General features: G+C 68.3%; 17 protein-coding genes and 1 pseudogene. 3 read left to right on the top strand and 15 right to left on the bottom strand.

Annotated features, from left to right (window positions below; all coding sequences use genetic code 11):
- Window positions 1-35: 35 nt before the first annotated feature.
- On the bottom strand, window positions 36-1,646 hold the full coding sequence (locus ACIBKY_RS28515) for a DUF885 domain-containing protein (RefSeq protein ID WP_397101137.1): 1,611 nt from the start codon (window positions 1,644-1,646) through the stop codon (window positions 36-38).
- A gap of 96 nt (window positions 1,647-1,742) precedes the next feature.
- Between ACIBKY_RS28515 and ACIBKY_RS28520 the strand changes: the two genes are divergently transcribed.
- The gene (locus tag ACIBKY_RS28520) at window positions 1,743-2,189 is read left to right on the top strand and encodes a MarR family winged helix-turn-helix transcriptional regulator (protein WP_397101141.1); all 447 of its coding nucleotides are present in this window, start codon (window positions 1,743-1,745) and stop codon (window positions 2,187-2,189) included.
- 248 nt (window positions 2,190-2,437) lie between these two features.
- On the opposite strand, the gene ACIBKY_RS28525 is transcribed toward ACIBKY_RS28520, so the two are convergent.
- From ACIBKY_RS28525 to ACIBKY_RS28540, 4 genes are all read right to left on the bottom strand, one after another.
- Window positions 2,438-3,664 carry a serine hydrolase domain-containing protein gene (locus ACIBKY_RS28525; protein WP_397101143.1) on the bottom strand — a complete coding sequence of 409 codons (1,227 nt, stop codon included), beginning with the start codon at window positions 3,662-3,664 and terminating at the stop codon, window positions 2,438-2,440.
- 69 nt (window positions 3,665-3,733) lie between these two features.
- Entirely contained in the window at window positions 3,734-4,198 is a 465-nt protein-coding gene (locus ACIBKY_RS28530; RefSeq protein ID WP_397101145.1) for a pyridoxamine 5'-phosphate oxidase family protein, read from the bottom strand.
- A 16-nt stretch (window positions 4,199-4,214) separates the two neighbouring features.
- The gene (locus ACIBKY_RS28535) at window positions 4,215-4,991 is read right to left on the bottom strand and encodes an ABC transporter permease (protein WP_397101147.1); all 777 of its coding nucleotides are present in this window, start codon (window positions 4,989-4,991) and stop codon (window positions 4,215-4,217) included.
- Window positions 4,988-5,806, bottom strand: a complete 819-nt coding sequence (locus tag ACIBKY_RS28540) for an ATP-binding cassette domain-containing protein (protein WP_397101149.1) — start codon at window positions 5,804-5,806, stop codon at window positions 4,988-4,990. Before ACIBKY_RS28540 ends, ACIBKY_RS28535 begins: the two co-directional genes overlap by 4 nt.
- A 66-nt stretch (window positions 5,807-5,872) precedes the next feature.
- On the opposite strand from ACIBKY_RS28540, the gene ACIBKY_RS28545 reads away from it, so the two are divergent.
- Window positions 5,873-7,429 carry a recombinase family protein gene (locus ACIBKY_RS28545; protein ID WP_397101151.1) on the top strand — a complete coding sequence of 519 codons (1,557 nt, stop codon included), beginning with the start codon at window positions 5,873-5,875 and terminating at the stop codon, window positions 7,427-7,429.
- Between the two features lie 841 nt (window positions 7,430-8,270).
- On the opposite strand, the gene ACIBKY_RS28550 is transcribed toward ACIBKY_RS28545, so the two are convergent.
- From ACIBKY_RS28550 to ACIBKY_RS28565, 4 genes are all read right to left on the bottom strand, one after another.
- Window positions 8,271-10,097, bottom strand: coding sequence for a replication initiator (locus ACIBKY_RS28550; protein ID WP_397101153.1), 1,827 nt, complete (start codon window positions 10,095-10,097; stop codon window positions 8,271-8,273).
- Window positions 10,094-10,285 carry a hypothetical protein gene (locus ACIBKY_RS28555; protein ID WP_397101155.1) on the bottom strand — a complete coding sequence of 64 codons (192 nt, stop codon included), beginning with the start codon at window positions 10,283-10,285 and terminating at the stop codon, window positions 10,094-10,096. The genes ACIBKY_RS28550 and ACIBKY_RS28555 overlap by 4 nt, the downstream gene beginning before the upstream one ends.
- Window positions 10,285-11,880, bottom strand: a complete 1,596-nt coding sequence (locus ACIBKY_RS28560) for an FtsK/SpoIIIE domain-containing protein (protein ID WP_397101157.1) — start codon at window positions 11,878-11,880, stop codon at window positions 10,285-10,287. The genes ACIBKY_RS28555 and ACIBKY_RS28560 overlap by 1 nt, the downstream gene beginning before the upstream one ends.
- 536 nt (window positions 11,881-12,416) lie before the next feature.
- Window positions 12,417-12,872: a plasmid replication, integration and excision activator gene (locus ACIBKY_RS28565; protein WP_397101159.1), complete on the bottom strand. Its 456-nt coding sequence runs from the start codon at window positions 12,870-12,872 to the stop codon at window positions 12,417-12,419.
- Between the two features lie 1,476 nt (window positions 12,873-14,348).
- On the opposite strand from ACIBKY_RS28565, the gene ACIBKY_RS28570 reads away from it, so the two are divergent.
- The gene (locus ACIBKY_RS28570) at window positions 14,349-14,750 is read left to right on the top strand and encodes a hypothetical protein (RefSeq protein ID WP_397101161.1); all 402 of its coding nucleotides are present in this window, start codon (window positions 14,349-14,351) and stop codon (window positions 14,748-14,750) included.
- Window positions 14,751-16,449: 1,699 nt separating this feature from the next.
- Here the strand turns inward: ACIBKY_RS28570 and ACIBKY_RS28575 are convergent.
- The 6 genes and pseudogenes from ACIBKY_RS28575 to ACIBKY_RS28600 form a co-directional block, all read right to left on the bottom strand.
- Window positions 16,450-16,920, bottom strand: a complete 471-nt coding sequence (locus ACIBKY_RS28575) for a hypothetical protein (RefSeq protein WP_397101163.1) — start codon at window positions 16,918-16,920, stop codon at window positions 16,450-16,452.
- Window positions 16,917-17,438, bottom strand: coding sequence for an ATP-binding protein (locus ACIBKY_RS28580; RefSeq protein WP_397101165.1), 522 nt, complete (start codon window positions 17,436-17,438; stop codon window positions 16,917-16,919). The genes ACIBKY_RS28575 and ACIBKY_RS28580 overlap by 4 nt, the downstream gene beginning before the upstream one ends.
- On the bottom strand, window positions 17,438-17,764 hold the full coding sequence (locus ACIBKY_RS28585) for a hypothetical protein (RefSeq protein WP_397101167.1): 327 nt from the start codon (window positions 17,762-17,764) through the stop codon (window positions 17,438-17,440). The genes ACIBKY_RS28580 and ACIBKY_RS28585 overlap by 1 nt, the downstream gene beginning before the upstream one ends.
- Before the next feature lie 502 nt (window positions 17,765-18,266).
- A complete protein-coding gene (locus tag ACIBKY_RS28590) occupies window positions 18,267-19,484 on the bottom strand; it encodes a helix-turn-helix domain-containing protein (RefSeq protein ID WP_397101169.1) in 1,218 nt (405 codons plus the stop codon).
- A 695-nt stretch (window positions 19,485-20,179) separates the two neighbouring features.
- Window positions 20,180-20,326 (bottom strand): annotated as a pseudogene (locus tag ACIBKY_RS28595) (ABC transporter); the annotation flags it as partial.
- 235 nt (window positions 20,327-20,561) lie between these two features.
- On the bottom strand, window positions 20,562-21,410 hold the full coding sequence (locus ACIBKY_RS28600) for a DUF4097 family beta strand repeat-containing protein (RefSeq protein ID WP_397101171.1): 849 nt from the start codon (window positions 21,408-21,410) through the stop codon (window positions 20,562-20,564).
- Window positions 21,411-21,485 lie beyond the last annotated feature (75 nt).

The following is a 21,485-nucleotide window of genomic DNA, read 5'->3' on the forward strand; positions in this document are numbered from 1 at the left end:
CGCCCTCCCCCCTGAGGCGCGAGCCGTACTCGTGTCTAGATCCTCGCCAGTTCCTCGCGCATGGTGCCGAGGCCCATCGGGCCGAGGTCCAGCGCGGCGGTGTGCCAGGCCTTGAGGTCGAAGCCGGGCCTGGCCTGCGCCTCGGCCCGCGCCTCCAGCCAGGCGCGCTCACCCAGCTTGTAGCAGATGGCCTGGCCGGCCCAGCCGAAGTAGCGCAGCACCTCGGGGTGGACCTTGTGCGCCTCGGCCCTGCCGCGCTCGCGCAGCACCTCGCAGGCCTTCTCGAACGTCCAGCGCGAGCCGTCGGGCAGCGGCAGCTCCAGGTGGACGCCGATGTCGATGACCACGCGGGCGGCGCGCAGCGCGGAGGCGGCCAGCATGCCCAGCCGGGCGCCGGGGGCGGTCAGCCAGCCCAGCTCGTCGGCCAGCCGCTCGGCGTACAGGGCCCATCCCTCGCCATGGCCGCCCACCCAGGACATCTTGGCGTAGCGCGAGAGCTTGTCACCGGCGACGGCGACCGCGCCCAGCTGCAGGTGGTGGCCGGGCACGCCCTCGTGGAAGACCGTCGTCAGATCGCTCCACGTGGCGAACTTCTCCCGCCCGCCGAGCGGCCACCACGTCCGTCCCGGCCGTGAGAGGTCCTCGCTGGGCTGCGTGTAGTACGGCGCGGCGGACGTGGACCCGGGCGCGAGCACCACGTCGACCGTGCGCAGCTGCTCGGGGATGTCGAACTGGGCGCCGTTGAGCGCGGCGATCGCCCGCTCGTGCTGATCCTTCAGCCAGGCCAGGTACGCGTCGGGGCCGACCACGTACTCGGTGGAGTCCAGGTGGGCGGTGGCCTCGTCCACGGTGGCGCCGGGCAGGATCGCGCGGGCCTCGGCGACCATCTCCGCCTCGATGCGATCGAGCTCGGCCCAGCCCCAGGCGTAGGCGTCACGCAGGTCGATCTCGTCGCCGAGCTGCATGCGGGCGGCGACGGCGTAGCGCTCTGGCCCGACGGCGTCGCGCTCGTCGGCCCGCGGCGCGTACTGCTCGCGCAGGTAGCGCGCGGTCTCGGCGTAGCCCCGGTAGGCGCTGCGCGCGGCCTCGGCCAGCTCGCCCGCGACCGGGCCGTCGCCGTAGCCGGCGATCAGGTCGTCGTGGGTGCCCTCGAAGCGTTCCGCCTGGTCGGCGGCCCCGAGCGCCTGCCGCCGCGCCGCGCGCAGCCCGCGCTCCAGGCCGGCGTCGAGGGTGGTGCGCCAGCCGTTCAGCATGCCGGGGACGGCGGCCAGGCGCGCGGCGATGGCGCGCCACTGCTCGTCATTGTTGCGCGGCAGCAGGTCGATGCTGTCCCTGAGCCCGGAGACGAGCCCGAAGGGCGAGCTGACATCCCGGTACGGCTCGCCGATCGCGTAGACGGCGGCCTGCGCCTCCAGCCGCTCGCGCAGGTGCGCCGCGGCCCTGCGGTCGGCGTCGGAGGCCGGGGCCAAGCGGCTCAGCTCGGCCAGGGTGTCACGGACCAGCTCCTGCCTGGCCGCGTGGCCGTCGGGGCTGTAGTCGGTGGCCACGCCGAAGTCGCCGACGATGCCCAGGTAGACGGATTCGACGGGGTCCAGGGCTGCCGCCCTCAGGATGTACTGCTCACACAGGCGGAAGATTGCGCTCACCCAGGCACAATAGCCACATTTCCTTCATTGCGCTGGGTCGTGATATCTTCCCTGGTGCAGTAGTTGCACAAATGATTTATCTGCTACGGTGCAGACATGTCATCGGACCCCGGCAAGATCTTCCGCCGCTATCTGAGCGCCGCCGTGATCAACGCGCTGGCCACGGCGGAGGCGGCTGGGCTCAACGCCACCGACTACTACGCGCTGAACCTGCTCGACCTGTCCGGTCCGCTGACCTCCGGCGACCTGGCCGCCGGCACCGGCCTGACCACGGGCGCGACCACACGCCTCATCGACCGGCTGGAGAAGGGCGGGCTCGTGCGCCGCGTGCCGGACCCCACCGACCGGCGCAAGGTCATCGTGGAGTCGGTGACGCGGCCGGAGGGGTTGGAGCAGGTGCTCGCCGGGACCCGGCGGCGGCTCGGAGAGGTGTTCGACGGGATGACGGAGGGGGATCGGGCGGTGCTGTTCCGCTACTTCGCCCAGGCCACCGACGCCTACCAGGCCGCCACCGAAGAACTCCGCCACCCCCGAACCCCCTGACCTACTCCCGGGATTTCCACGCCCTTCTTCCCCGGGCAGCCGGCCTCCGGGCTCCCCCGGTCTCCGGCCTTACCGGGCACCCTGCCTCCGCGCTTCCCCGGGTTTCGGGCTCCCAGCCTCCGGGCCTCCGGGCTTTCCGGGCTCCTACGGGATGCCCGGTCTCTCGGGGTTCGCTGCCTCCGGCCTCTGCGCCCCTCCCGGACCTCGGAACCCCGCCCGGAGGGCCTGGGTTCCGACGTCAGCGGGTGTCAGCGGGAGGTGGGCAGGAGCGGGAAGGAGGGCTGGGCGGACTTGAAGACGGTGTCCGTGCCACAGGCGCCCTTCAGCAGGAAGGAGCCCAAGGCCGGGTCGATGTCGTTGGGCAGCATCTGCCCGTTCTCGTCGAAGCGCTGGTACTTCATGAGGTTCATCCCGAACGACACCTGCCGCCGCCCGTCCTCGCTGATCAGCGACTGCGTGCCCATCCCGAACACCCCGCCGTCGTGCCCCCAGAACCGCCCGCACGGCAGGTCCAGCGGATACAGCCCCAGCCCGTAGTCCATGGCGAACCCGGCCACCGCCACCTTCACCGTCGTCTTCATCTGGGCCAGCGACGCCGGCCCGATCAGGTCGCCCCGCAGCAGCGACCGGTAGAAGGAGTTGAGGTCGTCCATGGTCGAGACCAGGTTCCCGGCGACTCCGGCCCACGACATGTTGTACACGCTGTAGTCGCGCGGCGGGTCGATCCAGCCGTACATGTTCTCGTAGGCCTTGGAGTGCGCCCCCCGGATGTACGGCGAGCGCGGGAAGGCCGTCTCCCGCAGCCCCGCCTTCCTGATCACGTGGTGGGTGATGTAGTCCTCGGGACTCATTCCGGTGACCTTCCGCAGCACCAGCCCGGCGATCACGTAGTTGGTGTTGGAGTAGGAGCCCGGCTGGGCGCCCGGCTCGCCGTACGAGGGGGCGGCCAGGCCGAGCTTCACCAGTTCCTCGGAGGCGAAGGTGCGGAAACGGTTGTCGTCCAGGCTCTTCGTCGAGCCCTCCAGGAGCGAGGGGAACGCGCCGGCGACGTGGTCGGAGATGCCGCTGGTGTGGTTGAGCAGCATCCGGATGGTGACCTTCTGGCCGCGTTCGCCGGGGATGAGGCCGGGCAGGTAGCGGGCCACCGGGGCGTCGAGGTCGATCCGGCCGCGTTCGACCTGCTGGAGGACGGCCACGGCGACGAACGTCTTGGTGATGCTGCCGATCCGGTGGCGCAGGCCGGGCCGTACCGGACGACGGGTCTCCACGTCGGCCACACCCGACGCGCCCGCCCATTCCTGGCGGCCGGCGCGCGCCTGAGCGTAGATGCCGTACATGCCCGCGGCGTGGACGGCGTTGAGTGACTGCCTCAGCTCGCGCCGGTCGAGCTCGCCCGTGGTGGCCGCGGCCGGTGCGCCGCCGAGGTACAGGGCCGCGGCGACGGCGGCGACGGTCGCGATCAATGGTCGTCTCATGAGATTCAGCATGATCGTTGGGCGCCCGCGCGGTTAGTCCGCCGCGTCACAGGCTGGGGATGACAACTGTCATGTCCAGGTAAAGCGGGTGGCGTCCTCGGGGAGGCTGTTCCAGGCGAGGACACGTTCCGGCCGCAGGGCCCAGACTTCGGGCAGGAACGCGCCGTAGCCGTATTTCTCCTTGTCGGCGGCCTCCAGGCGGCGGGCCAGGTCCGCGTCGGGAGTGGTCCAGGTGGCCGTGCCCTCCACGATGACGGCCTCGGTCGCGTCTTCCAGGTGGACGCAGGCATGGCCGTTCGCGCGCAGATTGCGGATGTGGACGGTCTGGTCGCCACCGCTGAAGTAGAAGGCGTCCGCCACCCACAGCCCGTCGACCGGGACGACGTGCGGGCGGCCGTCCGGGCGCGCCGTCGCCAGCCAGTAGCTGGGGGCGGCCCGGAGCTTCTCCCGCACCTCGTCCCAGGTCAGGGTGATGGTCTGCGGATGGGTGCGATACCCGTCGGGCAGGTCGAGTACTTCGGTCCTCGGCTCCATGGCCCGAGTATGCGCGTCAGCTGTCCGCCCGGCGGTTGAAAACCGAACGTGCCCAGAAATATCCGGCGAAGGCCCCGGCCAGGCACCAGGCGATCGCCACGGGCCCCTGGCCGCCGACGGGCTGGCCCATGAGCAGCGCGCGCAGCGTGCCGATGATCGGCGTGAACGGCTGGTACTCGGCGAACCACCGCAGCCCCGCCGGCATCGACTCCGGCGTCACGATCGCGTTGCCCAGGAAGGGCAGGAACTGGAACGGCAGCCCGATATTGCTCGCCGTCTCCGCGCCCTTGGCGATCAGCCCGAACGCGGCCGAGATCCACGTGATCGCGAACGCCACCAGCAGCAGGAGCCCGATCACCCCGAGCCAGCCCAGCGGCCCCGCCGCCGGCCGGAACCCGATCAGCAACGCCACCAGCGTGACCAGCACCACGCTGATCATCGTCTGGATGACGCTGCCGACCACCTGCCCGGTCATGACCGAGGCCCGCGAGATCGGCATCGTACGGAACCGGTTGATGATGCCCTCGGTCTTGTCCACCGAGACCGAGACCGCCACGACCACCGAGCCGGACATGGTGGCCATCATGAGGATGCCGGGGGTCACGAAGTTCACGTAGTCGCCGGTCGCCAGGCCCTTGCCGATCGCCCCGCCGAAGACGTAGACGAACAGCAGCAGCATGAAGATCGGGAGGAACGCCACCGAGAGCGTCATGTTCGGATACCGCTTGGCGTGCAGCAGGTTGCGTCGCAGCATCGTCATCGAGTCGCGCATGGCGAGGGTCGTCGAGCTCATCGGAGGGCTTCCTTCTGGGAGTCGTGGGGGTGGCCGGTCAGCGCGAAGAAGACGTCGTCGAGGTCGGGGGTGTGCACCGACAGCTCCTCCACCTCGACCGCCGCGCCGTCCAGCCGGTCGATGAGGGCGCGTAGCGCGCGGAAGCTGCCGTCGTTCGGGACCAGCAGCGTGAGCGCGTCCTCGTCCGCGCTCACCTCGCCCGCCGCCCTGAGCGCGAGCTCCCCCGCCCGCAGCGCGCGCGGGTCGGCGAAGCGCAGGCTCACGTGTCCGCCGGGAATGCGCCGCTTGAGCTCCTCCGCGGTGCCTTCCGCCACGATCCGTCCATGATCGAGTACGGCGATGCGGTCCGCCAGCTCGTCGGCCTCCTCCAGGTACTGGGTGGTCAGGAAGATCGTGGTGCCGTTCGCGACCAGCCGGCGGATGATCTGCCACATGGTGTGGCGGCTGCGCGGGTCCAGGCCCGTGGTGGGCTCGTCCAGGAAGATGACCGCCGGGTCCCCGACCAGCGTCATCGCCAGGTCCAGGCGGCGGCGCATGCCGCCCGAGTAGGTGGTCGACACCTTCTTGCCCGCCTCGACCAGGTCGAAGCGCTCCAGCAGTTCGGCTGCCCTGCGGCGGCCCTCCTGCTTGGACAGGTGGTTCAGGTCGGCCATGAGGAGCAGGTTCTCCTCGCCGGTCAGATAGCCGTCGACGGCGGCGAACTGGCCGGTGACGCCGATGGACATGCGGATCTCGCCGGACTGCCTGGCCAGGTCGAAGCCGTTGACCCGCGCTTCACCGGCGTCGGGCTTCTTCAGGGTGGCCAGGATCTCCACGGCGGTGGTCTTGCCGACGACTAGAATAGGACCTCTAAGGAGAAATCGACGGGAAAGGGGCACATGATGACTTCGCTGGTCGGTGGCGGTATCAAGGTCTGGCCGCTCGACGGAGAGACCCCGCTCGTGGTCGGGCCGCCACTCGTGGCCGGGGTGTATACCCGGATCTCCGATGACGCCGAAGGGCTGGAGTTAGGCGTCAGGCGTCAAGACGACGACTCCACCAAGCTCGCGATCGGCAAAGGCGCGACCGAGGTTCGCCGGTACTGCGACAACGACATTGGCGCGTCGACCCGCAGCAGGAAGCGGCGGCCGGACTTCGAGCAGATGATCGCCGACGCCGAAGCCGGGAAGATTCAGATGATCGCCTACGTGTCCAACTCCCGAGTGACGCGCAGGCCCGCTGAGTATGAGCGGATCATCAAGCTGGTCGAGACGACCGGGGTTCGGCTGGAGTCGGTCAAGTCCGGCAGCATCGACCTGACGACCGCCGACGGCCGGATGCTAGGCCGGATCCTGGCCGCCGCCGACGCAGGCGAAGCCGAGCGCATCGGGGAGCGTGTCGCCCGCAAGCATGAGGAGCGCCGCGCCAACGGCCTTTCACACGGCGGTAACCATGTGCTCGGTTACCTCGCACCCGATCCCGACCGGGGTATCGGCTACCTGACTCACCTTGATCAGCGAGCCGTGGACTACCTCAACCAGGGCGCGGACATGGCGCTCAGTGACGCGGGCTTGACCGCCATCATGGACTTCTGGAACGCCGAGGGGTTCATGCGCCTGAACGGCACCCCGTGGGTCACGCGCGACGAGGTCAGGCGAGCCTTGGTCAAGCCAACCCGGGCCGGGCTCGTGGCGCATGGCAATGAGATCATCGGGGCAGGTGTCTGGCCCAAGGTGATCGAGGTAGACAAGTGGGAACGGCTCATGGGCAAGTACCCGCCCACCCCCAGCGAGCGACGCCAGGCGGAACGCACCAGCGACACCGCGCGCAGCGCAGGTGACAGCCGGGCGAACGCTCCGCGCAAGCACCCCAACAGCGGAGTGATCATCTGTGGTTTGTGCGCGGCCAAGATGCGCGTCAAGCAGCCCGGAGGCACCCGACAGGACATGTACGTGTGCGCGAAGGGCATCGGCGGATGCGGCAAGATCGGCCGGAACAAGAACTGGATGGATGAGCTGATCTCCGCCTACGTCATCGCCCGCATCGAAGAGGAGTACGCCACCGCCCGCACCCAGGCCAGCGACTCAGCAGAGATCGAGCGGCTACGCGGTGAGATCACGTGGCGTGAGCAGCGCATCGCCGAGATTCGCGACGCCTCCAAGGACCCGCACAGCGGATGGACCGTTGCCGACGCCGGGAAGAGCATGCGTGATCTCCGCATGGAGATCGACACGCGCAAGGGCGAGATGGGCCAGGAGTTCGCCAAGGAACGCGACGTCAACACCCGCAAAGACGACGTCATCGCCGCGTGGTTGGACACCTCCCCTGCCACCGTCGAGGCACGGGCCGCCATCGTGCGCCGCTACGTCGATCACGTCATGGTGCACCCGCTCCCGCGCAAGGGCCGTTGGACGCCCGCCTCCTACCCGCCCGACTGCATCGACATCATCGGCCGTTAGCCCATCGAGCCGGAGCATCACGAAAAGCAGCCCGGGACGGGTAGACGTGATCTTGGCCGCGCCGCGCCACCCGCCGGCCGAACCAGCTCCGCATGCGCTCCGCAGCCCTACGGGTCGCCTACGGCGATTCAGACGGCAGGCGGGCGACGCTCCCCGCCATAGCCCCTACCTGCCATAGCACCGGTTGCCGAACGCAGCAGAGCGCCCACGCATCCCGCACCCCACAAGAGCCCTGCCCCACCGCGCCAGGGGCAGGGCTCCACCACTCGCTCACTTCGACGATCGAGCCCGCCGTACACTCTCTACCAGGACCGTCAACGCGCGGTTGCGTTCCTCCCGATCCGCAGCCGACGACGCACGGGCATCACGCCGAGCCTGATCACGCACCCGCGCTAGCACCTCAGCCGAAGGACCACCCGTGCGCATGACCGGCGCGCCCTGCCCGGCCTGCCCCGCACCGTCCGCCCCGGCTTCCGTCCCCCGATCAAGATCATCATCGGGTGGCGGGCCCTGCCCCACGCTGTCGTCGGCCCGCCCACCCGCCCGAGGCTCCGCGCTCGCTGGCCACCGCCGACCAGCAACCCCAGCGCCCCCACCGGTCAGGGATTGATCGGTGCCTTCGGCGCGCCCTCCCGCTGCGACCCCCGCCGCCGCGTCGTCCTGCCCGCCGCGCATCACCGGCCGCTCCTTGTCTTCGTCAGCCGTCCCCAGATGAGCCCGATCCGAGCCCCAACCCGTGACTCGAAACCGCGTCTCACCTGCCCGGCAGCGCGCCGGCTGGACTCGCCAATAGCTCGCGCTCCGCGTGCCCTACGGGCATCCGACCGGCCCGCACGCGCCGTCACGACGCCCCCTCTCCACCGTCCCCACCCGGCCCGGCGTGCCCGCCCGGATCACCGCGATCCTGTTCCGCAGCCCGCGCCGCCTCCAGCGCCTTCCGGTTGCGCTCGTGCTCTGACAGCAGCGTCATCAGCCGCTTAGCCAGCGACGGCATGTCAGGGTCGCGCCCTTGCAGCCGCACCCACACATACCGGCCCGGATCAGCATCCCGGCCGAGTTCGTCACGCAGGCCGAGCGCTTCGGCGACCCAGGCCCGCCGCTCCCGCATCAGCCCGCCCAGCGTGCGCGAGGACCAGCGACGCGAGACCAGCACCCGCCGCCCGGCATACCCCATGTGCACGCCCAGGTGAGCCCGCCCCCGGCACTGGCCCGGCACCAGACCCGCCCGCGCATTCTTCGGAGCCACCCCGTAGCGCAGCCAGTTCGCGCACCCCGGACTGCACGGCTCCCACCGCAGCTCCTCCAGCATCCGCCACGCGTGCGCCCGCCGCCGCGACGCGCTCTTGCCCCGGCCCTCCTGCCCCTCCGCCTCCTTCGACTCATCGCCCGTCTCCGGGTAGGCCACATCCCGGATGCTCTTGGTGAGGTACTTGGTCAGGTAGCGCACCCGCATGTCCGCGTCCGGGCTCCCGGCCAGCACCCCCTGAATGTCGAGCTGACTGCCGAACCGCGCCACATGCAGCGGCTCCCCATCCGTGTCGTCATCCAGCGCGTCTAACGCCTCCTCCCATGTGGGCAGGACCTCCCCGGTCGTGGGCACCATGTAGCACTCCGCGTCCGGCATCCACACCGGCGTGTTCTCGCCGTCGAACACCGCCTCATCGGTTCGCGGCCACCACACCTGTGCATAGGTGGCTTCCACCACCTGACGGACCGCCGCCCGGGGAATCGTGCCCCGGATGGCGAGGTGCAGGTGCGGAGCCAGCCGTCTTTGTGGTTCGACCACCGCGAAGTACTGCACCTGATAGCCCGCCACCCGCCGGAGGTTCTGAATGAAGCGATCGATCAGCCTGCCGAAGTGGATCGCATCCCGCGCGGCCTGCCGGTAGTCGTACCCGGCCGGATCGACCGGCGCCCCGTCCCGCACCCGGCCGTAGGAGGGGAGCGTCAGCGTGATGAACATGCTCGGCCGGAACGTGCGCCCCTCGCGACCGGTGAAGGCCCGGCCCAGCGTGCCCGCCTCCACCGCCCTTCGCGGCAAGTCCGGGGCGTCCTGCCGTCGTGAGGTGGAGCGCACCCGCCGTCCCGGCCCCTGCTCACCGGCCGCCGCCGCATCGCTCACCGCAGCTTCGACCCGGTCACCCGCCCGTCCCGCATCGGCCGCCGACGTCTGACCCCCTGCCGTCCCGGACTCCGACTCCTCCGCGCTGTCACTGGCCGCCCGTTCACCGACGCGCACGCCCAGCCACCGCATCTCCGCCTCATGCCCGATCAGCGCCGCCGCCCAGTCAGCAGCCTCACCCGCGTTCCCGGCCGCCAGCGCCGCATCCCGCAGCACCACCAGCTCCGCCCGATGCTCACCCAGCCACGCCGCCTCCTGCGGCTCACACTCCCGCTCCCGCCCGGCCTGCCCCGCCAGCGGCTCCGGCTCTTCTTCCAGGTGCCAGCCCTCCCGGCACTGTTGCTGCCGAGCCGAACGGATACGCCGCGCACACGGCCCGCAGACCGTCTCGCGCCGCGCCCCGCACGACACGTTCATGATCTTGTGGGTGCCGTTGCGCACGTCGATCACCCGGTAGGCGATCGGACGCATGCACACGCCCTTGACGTCCGCGAGCGTCCGCAGCGTCTCCAGCCGCAGCACCTCCCGCACGTACTCGCCGCTCACTGCGCCCCCCCGCTGGTCCGCGTCTTGAACGGGCACCCGCCGTTACCGTCCGCGCCGTCGATCTCGACCCGGGCACGCGCCTGGCAGGCGGCGCACTCGACCACCAGCAGGCCCAGATCCAGCCAGAGCATGTCCTCACCGCCGCACGCCCCGCAGGACAGCCCCAGCAGTTGCTCACGTACGTTCATCACCACTCCCCGCCCTTGTCGCCGTCCTTGGGTCGCCTACCGCCCTTGCCTCGCTTGCCTCGCTTACCGCCCGGCCGCTCACTGCCGTTGACCCTGCGCCGCTTCCCGCCCGCGCGGCCCCGCTCCTCCACCTCGCATCCGTCGCCCTCATCGCCGTTTCCCCAGCTCAGAGGGGGTGTCGTAACGGCCGGCCCCGGGTTGATGACCTTCGTCTCGGTGGGCTGGTCCAGCGCCTCCACGGCCCGGCCGTACTCGGCTTCCATCTCTTTCAGGTCGCCGTCACCGACCCACCCGGCCCGCACCCGCAGCGGCTCCGGATTGCCCTCCAGCCGCACATAGCCCGTCCCCGACCCGACACTGCGGTCATCCGGGTTGTAGGGGATCTCATCGGCCCGCGCGCCCCGCTCCCGCGCGCCCTTGCCGAGCGCCAGATCCACCTGATCGGCTTCCTCCACCCGCAGCACGATCTTGTCCGGGAACAGATGCCGGATGTCGAGCACCTCTTTGCGCGGGTCCTGCAGCGCCGCCACCACGCCGAACCCCACGGCCCGGCCCTGAGACGTCAGCGTGGCCAGCGCCGCCAGCGCCCGTCGCCGCAGATCCCGATCCGGCTCATAGGCCGTCAGGAACGCCACCTCATCGATGATCACCAAGACGAACGGTTCGTCCGTCGTGGGCACGTGCCGACGCGTCACGCCCCGGTAGCGCTCCGCCCGCTTCTGCATCCGCGCAACCGCCAGCTCCAGCAGCTCCACCGCCGCCTCACCCCGCAGCGCGTAGCGGCGAAACAGCCCTTCGGCGAACCCGAGTTCCATGCCTTTGGCGTCCACGCCCCACAGCTCCACCAGCCCGGCCGCAGTCCCGGGCAGCAGCCCGCGCACGATGCCCCACAGCCACGAGCCCTTGCCCGAACCGGTCGCGCCGACGATCAGCACGTGGGTGCCGTGCACCGCCAGCCGGTAGACCCGGCCGTGCTCGTCGATCCCGATCTCGACCGGCCCCACGCCCACCGTCAGCGGGATAGGCCGCGCGGCGATCACCGCCGCCAGGCGGTCACCGCGTTGCAGCACCAGCAGCAGCCAGCCCGGCCGCTTGACCCGCACCAGGCACGCGACACTGCCGAACGCGTGCGCCAGGTTCACCGTGCGCTGTGCCCACAGCTCCGGTGACTGGCCGCGCAGCATCCGCACCGTCACCGTGTCGGCCCACCGATCGGCCCGCACCTTCACCAGATCCGGCACGAACGACCGTCCGCCGACGCGGCCCGCCAGCCCGGCGACCATCAGCGTGCCGTGCCAGCGCCGCCGATACACCCACAGCCAGCGCCACCAGCTCACGAACGGCCAGCCGACCAGGAACATGAACCCGCGCCGATGCAGGAGCACGAACACGCCCAGCCACACCGTGATGCTGCCGTACCAGACCAGCGCCCCGCGCCAGCCGACCAGCCAGGCGTACCCACCCAGCACCACCACCAGGGCGCAGGCGACCGGATGCCGCCACACCGTCTTCACCAGCCCGGCCACCAGCCGCCACAGCCAGATCGCCAGGACGAACGCCGCAGGCGTCTTGATCGCCGTAGGACGCCAGTGCAACCGGCCGTCCGGCCTGTCGCTCGCGAAGTCTTCCGCTGTCTCTCCGCTAACTCTCCGTAACATCATGGGGTTGTCGCCTCTCTCCGGGCAGGCGACATCCCGACACCGCACACGAGCCTTCACCGCGCCAAGCCCCACCCCAGCGCGCACACGCATCCGACATCACGGGATGCCAACCACGCCGCCGCCACCGGCCGCCCACACGAGGGGCACCAGGGCGCGCAGCGTCGCCACACGTCGATGAATGAAGATCAGGCACGCGGCAGCCCACGCCGCCGCGTCCTGCTACGAAGAGGGGGTCAAGGGGCTCCGCCGAGTCGCTGCATCCGGTCTCCGCCGTGTTCGTGCGGCCTCAGGGCGCGATCTCCTAGGCGGCCAACCTGCCCACCTCACCCGGCCCGGCCGGGGTCACCACTCTGCCCGGGACACCTCACCACCGGGACTTGCCTTGCCTCTTGCCTTACCACCGCTCACAAGCAGTAGGCGCTACGCGCCCACCCGCAAGCAGGCGCTCCGCGCCCACAAGCAGGACAGCGCTACGCGCTGCCCCCAGCAGCCGGACGCGAATGCGTCCCCGCCGCGCGTTCTTCCCTGACCGCGACCGGCGTTCCCGCCAGCCGCAGACCACGCGCCCGCACGGTCCAGGCGATCCGCGAACTACCGTCCGGCACGTAGGGCCGCACCGTTAGACCCTCTAACTCGATCGGAACCATTTGCAGGCCCAGCGCCAGCAGTTGCGGCGGAACCGGAGGGACGACCGGCTCCAGCGCGCTCGTGATCTTGACCGCAATCGTCTTGTCCGCCGCCCGCGTCTCCGGGTCCGCGTCCATGACCGGCACCTGCCACACCGGCTCACCCGTTTCCGGGTCGCGCTTCTGCGTGCCGCGCACAGGCGCGTCAAAGTCCGCAACCGGGGTTACCGGCCCGACCACATACACCCCGTGCTGAAATACGGCCCGGCATTCCACCGGAATCGGATCTCGTAAACTCACGCCTTCTCCTCTCGCGCGCACGTTCGAGCTATCTGTCTAACACGCAGCTCAGACCGCCACAAGGGAAACGAAAGTGCGATTGTGCGTTAACTCTCACCTACCTCATTTCGGTCTACGGTCCGAGACACAAAATCAGCTCGCGACGTCTACATCCTGTCTAGATTCTGTGCAGATCACCCGGTTTGCGCCTTTCTGACCTGCGAAAACGCCATTCCAACCCTGCTTAAGGCGGGGTTTAAGCGGCACTGTTAGATCACTGCCACAACTGTGTGATCTGCATCACACTGTCTTCAGCTCCGCACCTTGCAGCCGCCGCGAGCCCACCACCCCGCCACGGGCAGCACCAACGTCAAAGATCACAATCATTTGGGAACCCCAGCGCGGGCCGACCACCGCTAGGGACACTTCGTGCCCCGGCACAGCGCCGCAGGTCAACATTCGGCAAGCGCCTGTTCGCAGCCTGTCACGGCGTGCTACACAGAAGGGAGTGGTCGCGTTGTGACGAGAAGCCGACCGCCCCGGGGCATGAGCGCCGACACCCACACACGCTCGCGCTCATGCTCCCCCCAAGGGCACTCAGCACGGCGATTCGCCCGTCACCCAAACCACCCGCGTGGTAACAATGAGTGGTGCGAAGTCGGCTTCTGGAGGGGGAGCCGACCTCACGTGGGGGCAAGGGCGACCGGCACATCCCGCGTCAACCGACTACCGGCCGCCCTTGTACCCGTCAGCACACAGCGAGAGAGGGCCGCGCGCTCCCATGCCCACGGCCCTCCCCACGACGGCACCCGCCACAGCCGCGCAACCGTCAGACCGGCCCCGGCCATCCACCGCCCAGAGCAGCGCTGCTTCATGGCAGCGCGCCCAACACCCTCCTACCCACCCCCGCCCCACGACCCGCCCGCGTCTCATTGCTGAATTGTTCTTATATAGGTCAAGGGCGGCGCACAGCGCCGCCCGCCCGGGGCAAACCGGCCGCACCCACGCCGGAGGGCCCGCGCCTTGCGCATGCGGCCTCCGGCCGTTCGCGGCGCGGGCCCTCCGGCGCGCGGCCAAGCCCCGGGCAGCGCCCTACACACCACCCTTACCCGCCAAGACCATCCGACCAAGATCCCGAAAAGCAGCCGCGGGACGGGTAAACGTGATCTTGGACTGCGCCGCGCCACCCGCCGGCCGAACCAGCTCCGCATGCGCTCCGCAGCCCTACGGGTCGCCTACGGCGATTCAGACGGCAGGCGGGCGACGCTCCCCGCCATAGCCCCTACCTGCCACAGCACCGGTTGCCGAACGCCGATAGGCCCCACGCTCCCGATCGCATCCAGGCCCGCAGCGCCGGTTGGTCGCGTCTCGCCCCCTACCCGGATCCGTCCCCGAGGCGCAGGCAGGGCTCGTACTAGGATGTGCGGGGAACCTCCACACATTACACGGTATAAGGTGGCTAAATTGGCCGCACTCCGGCACTAACAGGATATTCTAATGGCCACATCGCGAATTCTTGACTGCTTTGCAATTTCTGACCTGGCCAGCGGTAAGGCCAAGTACGTTGAGGCCGTTATTCAATTGAGCTCGCATATCCAGCTCATAGTTCCCGCTGTTTCCCTCGTCGCAGGACTCTCGCGCATCGAAGATGGCGAATACGGCGCGGTCAAGGCGTTGATGAATCTTCCGGCAACCAGCCTAATTGACACCTCGGATACCGTAGACACCATCATTATGCTCGCCCGCAAAGGGCACCTTAAGCCACCGCACAGATCGATAATTGCTGCCATTGTAGGAGATGCCGGGAAAAGGTATAATGCGCCCGTTCTGACGAGCGATCCAGGCCCTTTGCAGAGGCTATGGCCGGAAGGTCTCGTTGACGCATACGTCCTGCGCTAACCATCCCAGGTGACTACATTCAGTAGCGAAGCGATCACCTATTCGATCTTGATCACCTCTTTTCTTCGATGTACGGTACGTGGAGTTCTGCGTCCCGCGAACATAAGCAAGAGAAGGGCACGAATGAAGCTCCGCGCAATCGCACTGTCCATCGGCGCATTCAGCGCCGTCGCTCTCGCATCAACGCCTTCAGCTCACGCCCAGACACCAGAGCCGGACTCGATCGCAGCGTCTTACTTCATCGCCAAGGACCACCTGGCTCGTCCGGTTATCACCCTAACCTGCAGTGCGGGGACCTACGCCGGGAGCACGAACATCTATTTCTACGAAAACCAGTGCTCCAGGCGAGTCTACTACCGCCAGTATGCGAGTTCGGGATGGACATACTGCATCAATCCCTACAGCAATGGCGAGGTGCCAGACTGGGCTGACAGTCCAGGCGCGATTGTCATCGGGGCAGCGAAGGGATGCTAGACACTTCTAGGCAATCCACCCGCCATTAGCCGAGCAAGCGGGGATCGCCAAACCCCCTCCTATCTCAATATAGGAGGGGGTTTTGTCTAACGCCAATATTCGAGATCACGAAAGCAGTCCCGAGACGCGCTCACGTAGTCTTGGACGCGCCGCGCCACCCGCCGGCCGAACCAGCTCCGCATGCGCTCCACTGCCCTAACGGGTCGCCTACGGCGATTCAGACGGCAGGCGGGCGACGCTCCCCGCCATAGCCCCTACCTGCCACAGCACCGATTGCCGAACGCAGCAGAGCGCCCACGCATCCCGCAACGCACAAGAGCCGCAACCCGGCCCGAAGGGCAAAGGTTGCGGCCCCTTGCACGCTACGTACGACGACGACGTTGACGACGCCTCTTCGTGCACGCACGTCTGATCACTCCGGAGCCACGCAGATGCACGCCGCCTTGATCATGCGCCTGGTCGCGTCGTCTATCTGAACAACTTCCTTGGTATCCAGGCAGACGCGGCACTCGAAACTCTCCGCGACCACAGGATCAAGCCAAACGCGATGCTCCCAGGCGGCCGGAGGCTCAGGCGGCGACTCCTCGCCCATCTCGGCTGGTTCAAAGTCGCCGCCGACCCACCCGCGACCGCCGCAAAAACGGCATGCGAAGAACAAGGGCCCGATGCGGTCACCCTTTCGCCCCTCACACTCCGGACACGTGATGCGATCAGTCACTTAGTTCCCGTGCCTCCACACGCAGTACAGGGCACCCACACGCGATTCTTACCCCTCTCGCCGTTCTGCTCCATCCACTCGCCTTGTGCGCCGAGGCACACATCGCAGGGCGGAGGCTTGTCACCTTTCGCCATGACCGTACGCTCCCTTCTGTCCGAGCGAATGTCGATACGGCAGCGCGGCTAGAGCCACGGTCTCCTAGGGCGCCACCTAGAGACCAACCGCGCTGCCGTACCTCATCGAAGCAATGACGCCGAGCCCGCACGAGGCCCGTCATCCCTACCGGTTACGGCGATAGAGGAGCACACCACACGTCACCACTCCGACCCGCCCGGCACCACACTGCCCATGTCCGTGAAAACAGCGTGGCACCGAACGTCTCACACGGATGACAGGCCAAGCCGCCACGACCAGCCCGCCACCCGCGCCCCCAGGACGACGACACAGGAGATCGGACGCTCACACCCCTCCGAATGAAACGCCCTACTCGCCGCGCCGCCGCCCAGCTCAACCCCGGCGATACACCGCCACGCAGGCAGCGCACGCATACTGATCATCCGCCGAGAACGGCAACGGCCAGTCGTCGATAAACAGCGGCTTCACCCCGCTCCCGCACACCGCCACCGCACGTTCCGCCCCCTCCCGTGAGCCGTACTCGACCGCGTGACTCACCCGCCCCCGCCCGCTGCCCTGCGCACCAAGCTGGTAGCCCAGCTCCAGCGGCACCAGCTTCACCGGCTCCGCCTCATACGTCAGGTCCTCCCACGCCACCAGCCACCGCCGCCGAGGCGTCCCCGCCCGCCCATCCAGCACCGCCTCACTCAGCCGCACGTACGCGAACGAGTCTCCCGGCGCAGCACCCGTCACCAACGCCAGGCACCCCACCAACTCCGCTCGATGACGCTGCGTCTCCGGCGGTGAGTGCTCCACCCCCACGATCTTCGCCCACTCGCCCACCTGCACCGCGCCACCGCTCACCGCACACCCCCGGCCGCCAGCTCACGCCCCCGCCCGACCGCCGCCGAATCCTGCGCCGCCCCGTCTCCCGACCCCTCCGCCGACAGCGCCACCTCGAACCAGACCGAGCCCCGCATCCGATCGGTATCCAGCCGGAAGCCCCACGACACGGCCAACTCCGCCACCAACGCAAGCCCCCGACCCGAAGACTCCTCCGCCCTTGCCGAACGCGCCCGAGGCACCGACACCGACCCCTGATCGAACACCACCACGACCACCGACACCGGCCCGCCCGGCACCCGCTCCTCAAACGCCTCAAGCGTGAACTCCCCGCCAGCCCCCGACGCCGTATGCACAACCGCGTTCGTCACCAGCTCCGAGGTCAGCAGCTTCACCAGCTCCCGACCGTCCGCCCCATGACCCCGGCCCGCCATGGCATCCGCCACGCACCGACGCGCCACCGGCACCGCCCACAGTTGCCCCGGCAACGTCAGCTTCACCAGCCGGACGTGCCGCAACTCGAACCGGACGCCGCCCATCACGCGATCCCGCCCAGCACGACCCACGCAGCGTCCTCATCGAACGCCCGCACCCACGATTCCGCACCAACACCCCAGGTGAACCACCACTCATCACCGGACCGAGCGGCCATGATCCGCCTGTTGCCGCCCGCACCCGGAACCGTCAGGTACACCTCATGCTCACGCAGAGAATGCACACTGAACCCGACACCGATCGCCTGGAGATCCAGCCCGAGACGCAGCAGATGAATGACCCGATCTTCATCCTCCGCCTTCCGGTACGTCACCAGAGATCCGTACTGCCACGGGGTCAGGTAGGTCGTGTAGGTCTTAGAGTTGTTCACGGGTCGCACCTCCATGCGATCAAGGCCCCGGCCGGTGTCCAACCACCGCGATTCCGGGGCCGTCCCACTTCTAGGTCATGATTGCTTCGCCAGATCCGTTGCCCGGTTCCGCGCTGTCGGCGAGCCTCTCTGCCTCCGGCAGGCACCGAAGACTCAAGTGCTGCCGGTCATACTGATCAATCGACGGTGACAGCAGCTCCCAATAGGGACTTCTCACGACCGCGCCGTCACCAATCCGCTCCGCGCACCAATCGCCGTGGCTCCCATCATCGAGAACTTCTCGCCAGACCTCCCACCGGCCAGCATGTGTTGCTTGTAGTTCTTCGAGTGTGCTTGGCCATGGACCGTGGAGCGTTTCCGCTCTCTGCCGCTCCGGTCGCACCTTATTCACCTCCCGGAGAACGCTTACTGGTGAATGTAAGAACGATTGGCCAGGCGCAACAGAAGCGCAGCACAGCCCTTTCGCTGTACTGCGCTTCTAAGGGGCTATGCTACGTAGCCCTTACTCGTAAACTCCCAGGTAGTCAGCTAGTGCCCGTTGATCGTCCGTGAGTGCTCGCGAGCTGGAATGTATGACATCACGGAACGTATCGCGGGCCATCTGCTGATACCGCAGCCAATGCGGGCTTCTGGAACGCAGATCAAGCAACACGCCCACTGCCTGATCCGCGCCATTTGTCTGGCTGTGCGCTCGTGCCACATCTAGCTGGTGGCGGTCCCATTCCTCACCAGTCATGTCACTACTTCGCCGTAGTCCTGCCGACATTTCGAGCGCGGCCCCCGGGTCACCGCCGATCAGTGCGTTCTCCGCCTGCTTCATCTGCACAGTGAGAGGCCCGAATGTCTTCGCGTCCACTGTCCGGTGTTCCCGCTGGAGAGGTCCGGCCGCCGCAGCCGCCATCCCGTGATACTCCCTCGCCTCTTGAGGGCGGTTGTTCCGAGCTGCCGCTGCGCTAGCCCTCAGAAGCATCCAGCCCCAAGCCGCGAGCTGATCAGCCGACGCAGACGACACCCGAGGTTCGAGCGAGTCCGCTGCATCCGAGCATAGGCGCTCAACTTCTGCGAACCGCCCTTGCCGGAGCATGGCATGGGCCTGCCCACTGATAGCCGCCGCTGCAAGCGGCTTGTCGTCGATCTCCAGCGCATCGCGCAAGGAAGCGTGAAGTGCGGTAAGCGCCAGGTCATGAGCCCGAATCTGAATCAGATAGCGCCCGGTAAGCCCCACGATGTTCGCTCGCGTCCGCAGCGCATCCGAACGCACCCGATCAGGAAGCCCGTTGACGTGATGATGAGCCGAACGGACCAGCGCCGGAAGAATCTCCGCCAGGGCGTCATACCGGTCCGAATGGTAGGCACGAGTCATCGCCCCTATTGCCTGATCGAGCCGCGTCAAGTCCAGATCGTCATCAGCTCCACCGTAGAGCGGCGTTCCCTGGAGTCCGATCGGAGGATTGATGGCCGCTCGAATTTCTGCCAGCACAGCCGCGTCATGATCTTCGTCACGCGGTTCAGGAGAACGTGGAGTGACGAAGGTAAGCGTCACAACTCCCAGAGCACGCGCGAGCTGATGCAGTGTTTCGAGACGCGCACTTCCGCCTTGTTCGATCTTCTTAACCACCGGCAAGCTGAGATTTGCCGCGTGCGCCAGGTCCTCCTGAGTCCACCCCTTTAGGCGTCTCTTGTCCCTTAGCCGGTTACCCATTGATTCGTCAGCCGACATGACGCGCCGCCTTCCTAAAGGGACCGTGACGCCTTCAGGCTAACCGAACTAGCCCTTTACGGATGGTTTCCCTGATTGGCCGCACGTTGAACCAGGGGAAGCCTTGCCGAAACAAGCATGCCGCCGTTCGCCCCGATGCCTACCGTGGGGTTGCTCCTTCCTTCCCCACGCACATCAGACCAAAGAGCACGCCTGTGCCAGCTACTGCCCAGGTCAAAGGGGTCGCGCACGCGCCGGCTGAACTCGCTAAAGGCTCGCCCAACGGGGTGGCCTACGGCCATTCAGACGGCCCGCACGCTTCCGTCCCGCACCAACAGGACACCCAACAGACAGAACAGGAGACCCGTAGCGCACCTACAGCGGAGAGCGTTGCCGGATCGTTTCGGAGCCGTCCGGCGGGGACCCCTCCCAAGATCGCAATCGCGGGGCCGGGAGGAGGTACCGGTCCGAGGGGCAAGCCCCTCCCTGCCTTCTAGCCAGCGTAAGGCCCCGCAATTCCGATCTTGGCCCCACCGGCCAGCACCACCGCAACGATCCGTCAACGCTCTCCACGTCCCCCGAACAAGATCGCCCCGTAGCCGCACCTCTGCCACCCTCTCACCGCCCTAGCAACCCCGAATACCCCATCTGACCGGCGGTTCGACACGCGGTCATCCATACATCCAGCCCTTGACACTTAGGGGTCATAGCTTGCTTGTGGGCTTGCCCGCGCCGTTCGGGCCGAGCAGGGAGAAGATGGTGCCGGTCGGGACGGTCAGGTCGATGCCGTCCAGGACCAGCTTGTCGCCATACGACTTGCGCAGGCCGGTCACCGCGATGGCGGGTTGGGCATGGGTGGGCATGATGCCTCGTCTCTTTCGGACGTGTGGGTGTCGGGGGTCCCGCCCGGCCGGTTCCGGGCGCGCTCTGGCGCGCCGTGGCGGCGGTGCGGAAACTGTCGCGCGCGGCCTGCGGTCCCGGGCGTGGTCACCGGGCGGGCGTGCGGCGGGTGTCAGGCGAGGTCGGGGGTCTGGCGGTCAGGCAGGGGGCAGGTGGTCACCTCGTGGGGGGTGCGGGCGTGGATGGTCGTGGTATCGGTCAGGCGCGGCGGACGAGGATGTCGCCGTAGCCGGTCGTGGCGTGGACCTCGACCATGTCCTCCGCCTCGGCGGGGCCGTCGTGGGCGTCCAGCTGAACGCGCACGTCGCCGTACTGGGAGGAGACGTTCAGCCAGGCGGCCGTGCCCTTGCGGACGCCGACCTCCAGCTCTCCGTAGGCCGTGTCGATCACCGTCGAGCCGCGGACGATCTGGCCCAGGCGCACGTTGCCCGCCGCGGTCTTGGCGGTCACGCCCGACAGCGCACGCTCGACCTGGATGTCGCCGTAGGCGGTGTTCATCCGTACGTCACCGGATACCTGGCCGAGTGTGATGTTGCCGTTGGACGTCTTCACCAGCGCCGCGCCGTCGATCTCCCGCACCCGGATGTCGCCGTTGGCCGTGGTGATCTCGGCGGGCCCGCCGGCCCGCGTCACCAGGACGTCGCCGTCACCGGTGTGGATCTGGATTCGTCCGGCTTCGTCGACGTCGACGTCACCCATCGACGTGGTGAACCGGCAGTCACCCAGCCGCCCGCGGCAGCGCACCTCCGCGTCGGCCTGCACCTGCACGCCGGACCCCGAGGGCAACTCGACCATGACCTCGACCGAACCGCCCCACAACCACCACCAACTGCGGCGGCCGGAGTCCTTGGGCGTCTTCACGGTCAGCCTGCCGCCGGAGTACTCGACCCGGGTCTGCTCGGCGGCGCTGACATCGGATTCGTTGCCGGAATCGGCCGGGCGCACGTCCACGACCGTGTCGGTGCGATCGCTCGCGACGATGCGGATGTGGCCGGTGCCGATCTCGATGTTCGCCGAGATCGGTTCGTTCGTGTCGAACCTGGGCATGGCGCTGCCTCCTCTTGATACCTGCCGTCTCCGCTGCCCGTGGCGACGGCCGAGGGCCGGCGTCCGGACGCCCGT

Origin of the sequence: Nonomuraea sp. NPDC050394, assembly GCF_044459065.1 — a bacterium.
GTDB lineage: Bacteria > Actinomycetota > Actinomycetes > Streptosporangiales > Streptosporangiaceae > Nonomuraea.

Excerpts from the sequence above, each read along its gene's own strand:
- ACIBKY_RS28590 (WP_397101169.1), bottom strand. The coding sequence starts at position 19,484 with ATGTCGGCTGACGAATCAATGGGTAACCGGCTAAGGGACAAGAGACGC.
- ACIBKY_RS28580 (WP_397101165.1), bottom strand. The coding sequence starts at position 17,438 with ATGGGCGGCGTCCGGTTCGAGTTGCGGCACGTCCGGCTGGTGAAGCTG.
- ACIBKY_RS28600 (WP_397101171.1), bottom strand. The coding sequence starts at position 21,410 with ATGCCCAGGTTCGACACGAACGAACCGATCTCGGCGAACATCGAGATC.
- ACIBKY_RS28555 (WP_397101155.1), bottom strand. The coding sequence starts at position 10,285 with ATGAACGTACGTGAGCAACTGCTGGGGCTGTCCTGCGGGGCGTGCGGC.
- ACIBKY_RS28545 (WP_397101151.1), top strand. The coding sequence starts at position 5,873 with ATGACTTCGCTGGTCGGTGGCGGTATCAAGGTCTGGCCGCTCGACGGA.
- ACIBKY_RS28525 (WP_397101143.1), bottom strand. The coding sequence starts at position 3,664 with ATGAGACGACCATTGATCGCGACCGTCGCCGCCGTCGCCGCGGCCCTG.
- ACIBKY_RS28520 (WP_397101141.1), top strand. The coding sequence starts at position 1,743 with ATGTCATCGGACCCCGGCAAGATCTTCCGCCGCTATCTGAGCGCCGCC.
- ACIBKY_RS28535 (WP_397101147.1), bottom strand. The coding sequence starts at position 4,991 with ATGAGCTCGACGACCCTCGCCATGCGCGACTCGATGACGATGCTGCGA.
- ACIBKY_RS28530 (WP_397101145.1), bottom strand. The coding sequence starts at position 4,198 with ATGGAGCCGAGGACCGAAGTACTCGACCTGCCCGACGGGTATCGCACC.
- ACIBKY_RS28570 (WP_397101161.1), top strand. The coding sequence starts at position 14,349 with ATGGCCACATCGCGAATTCTTGACTGCTTTGCAATTTCTGACCTGGCC.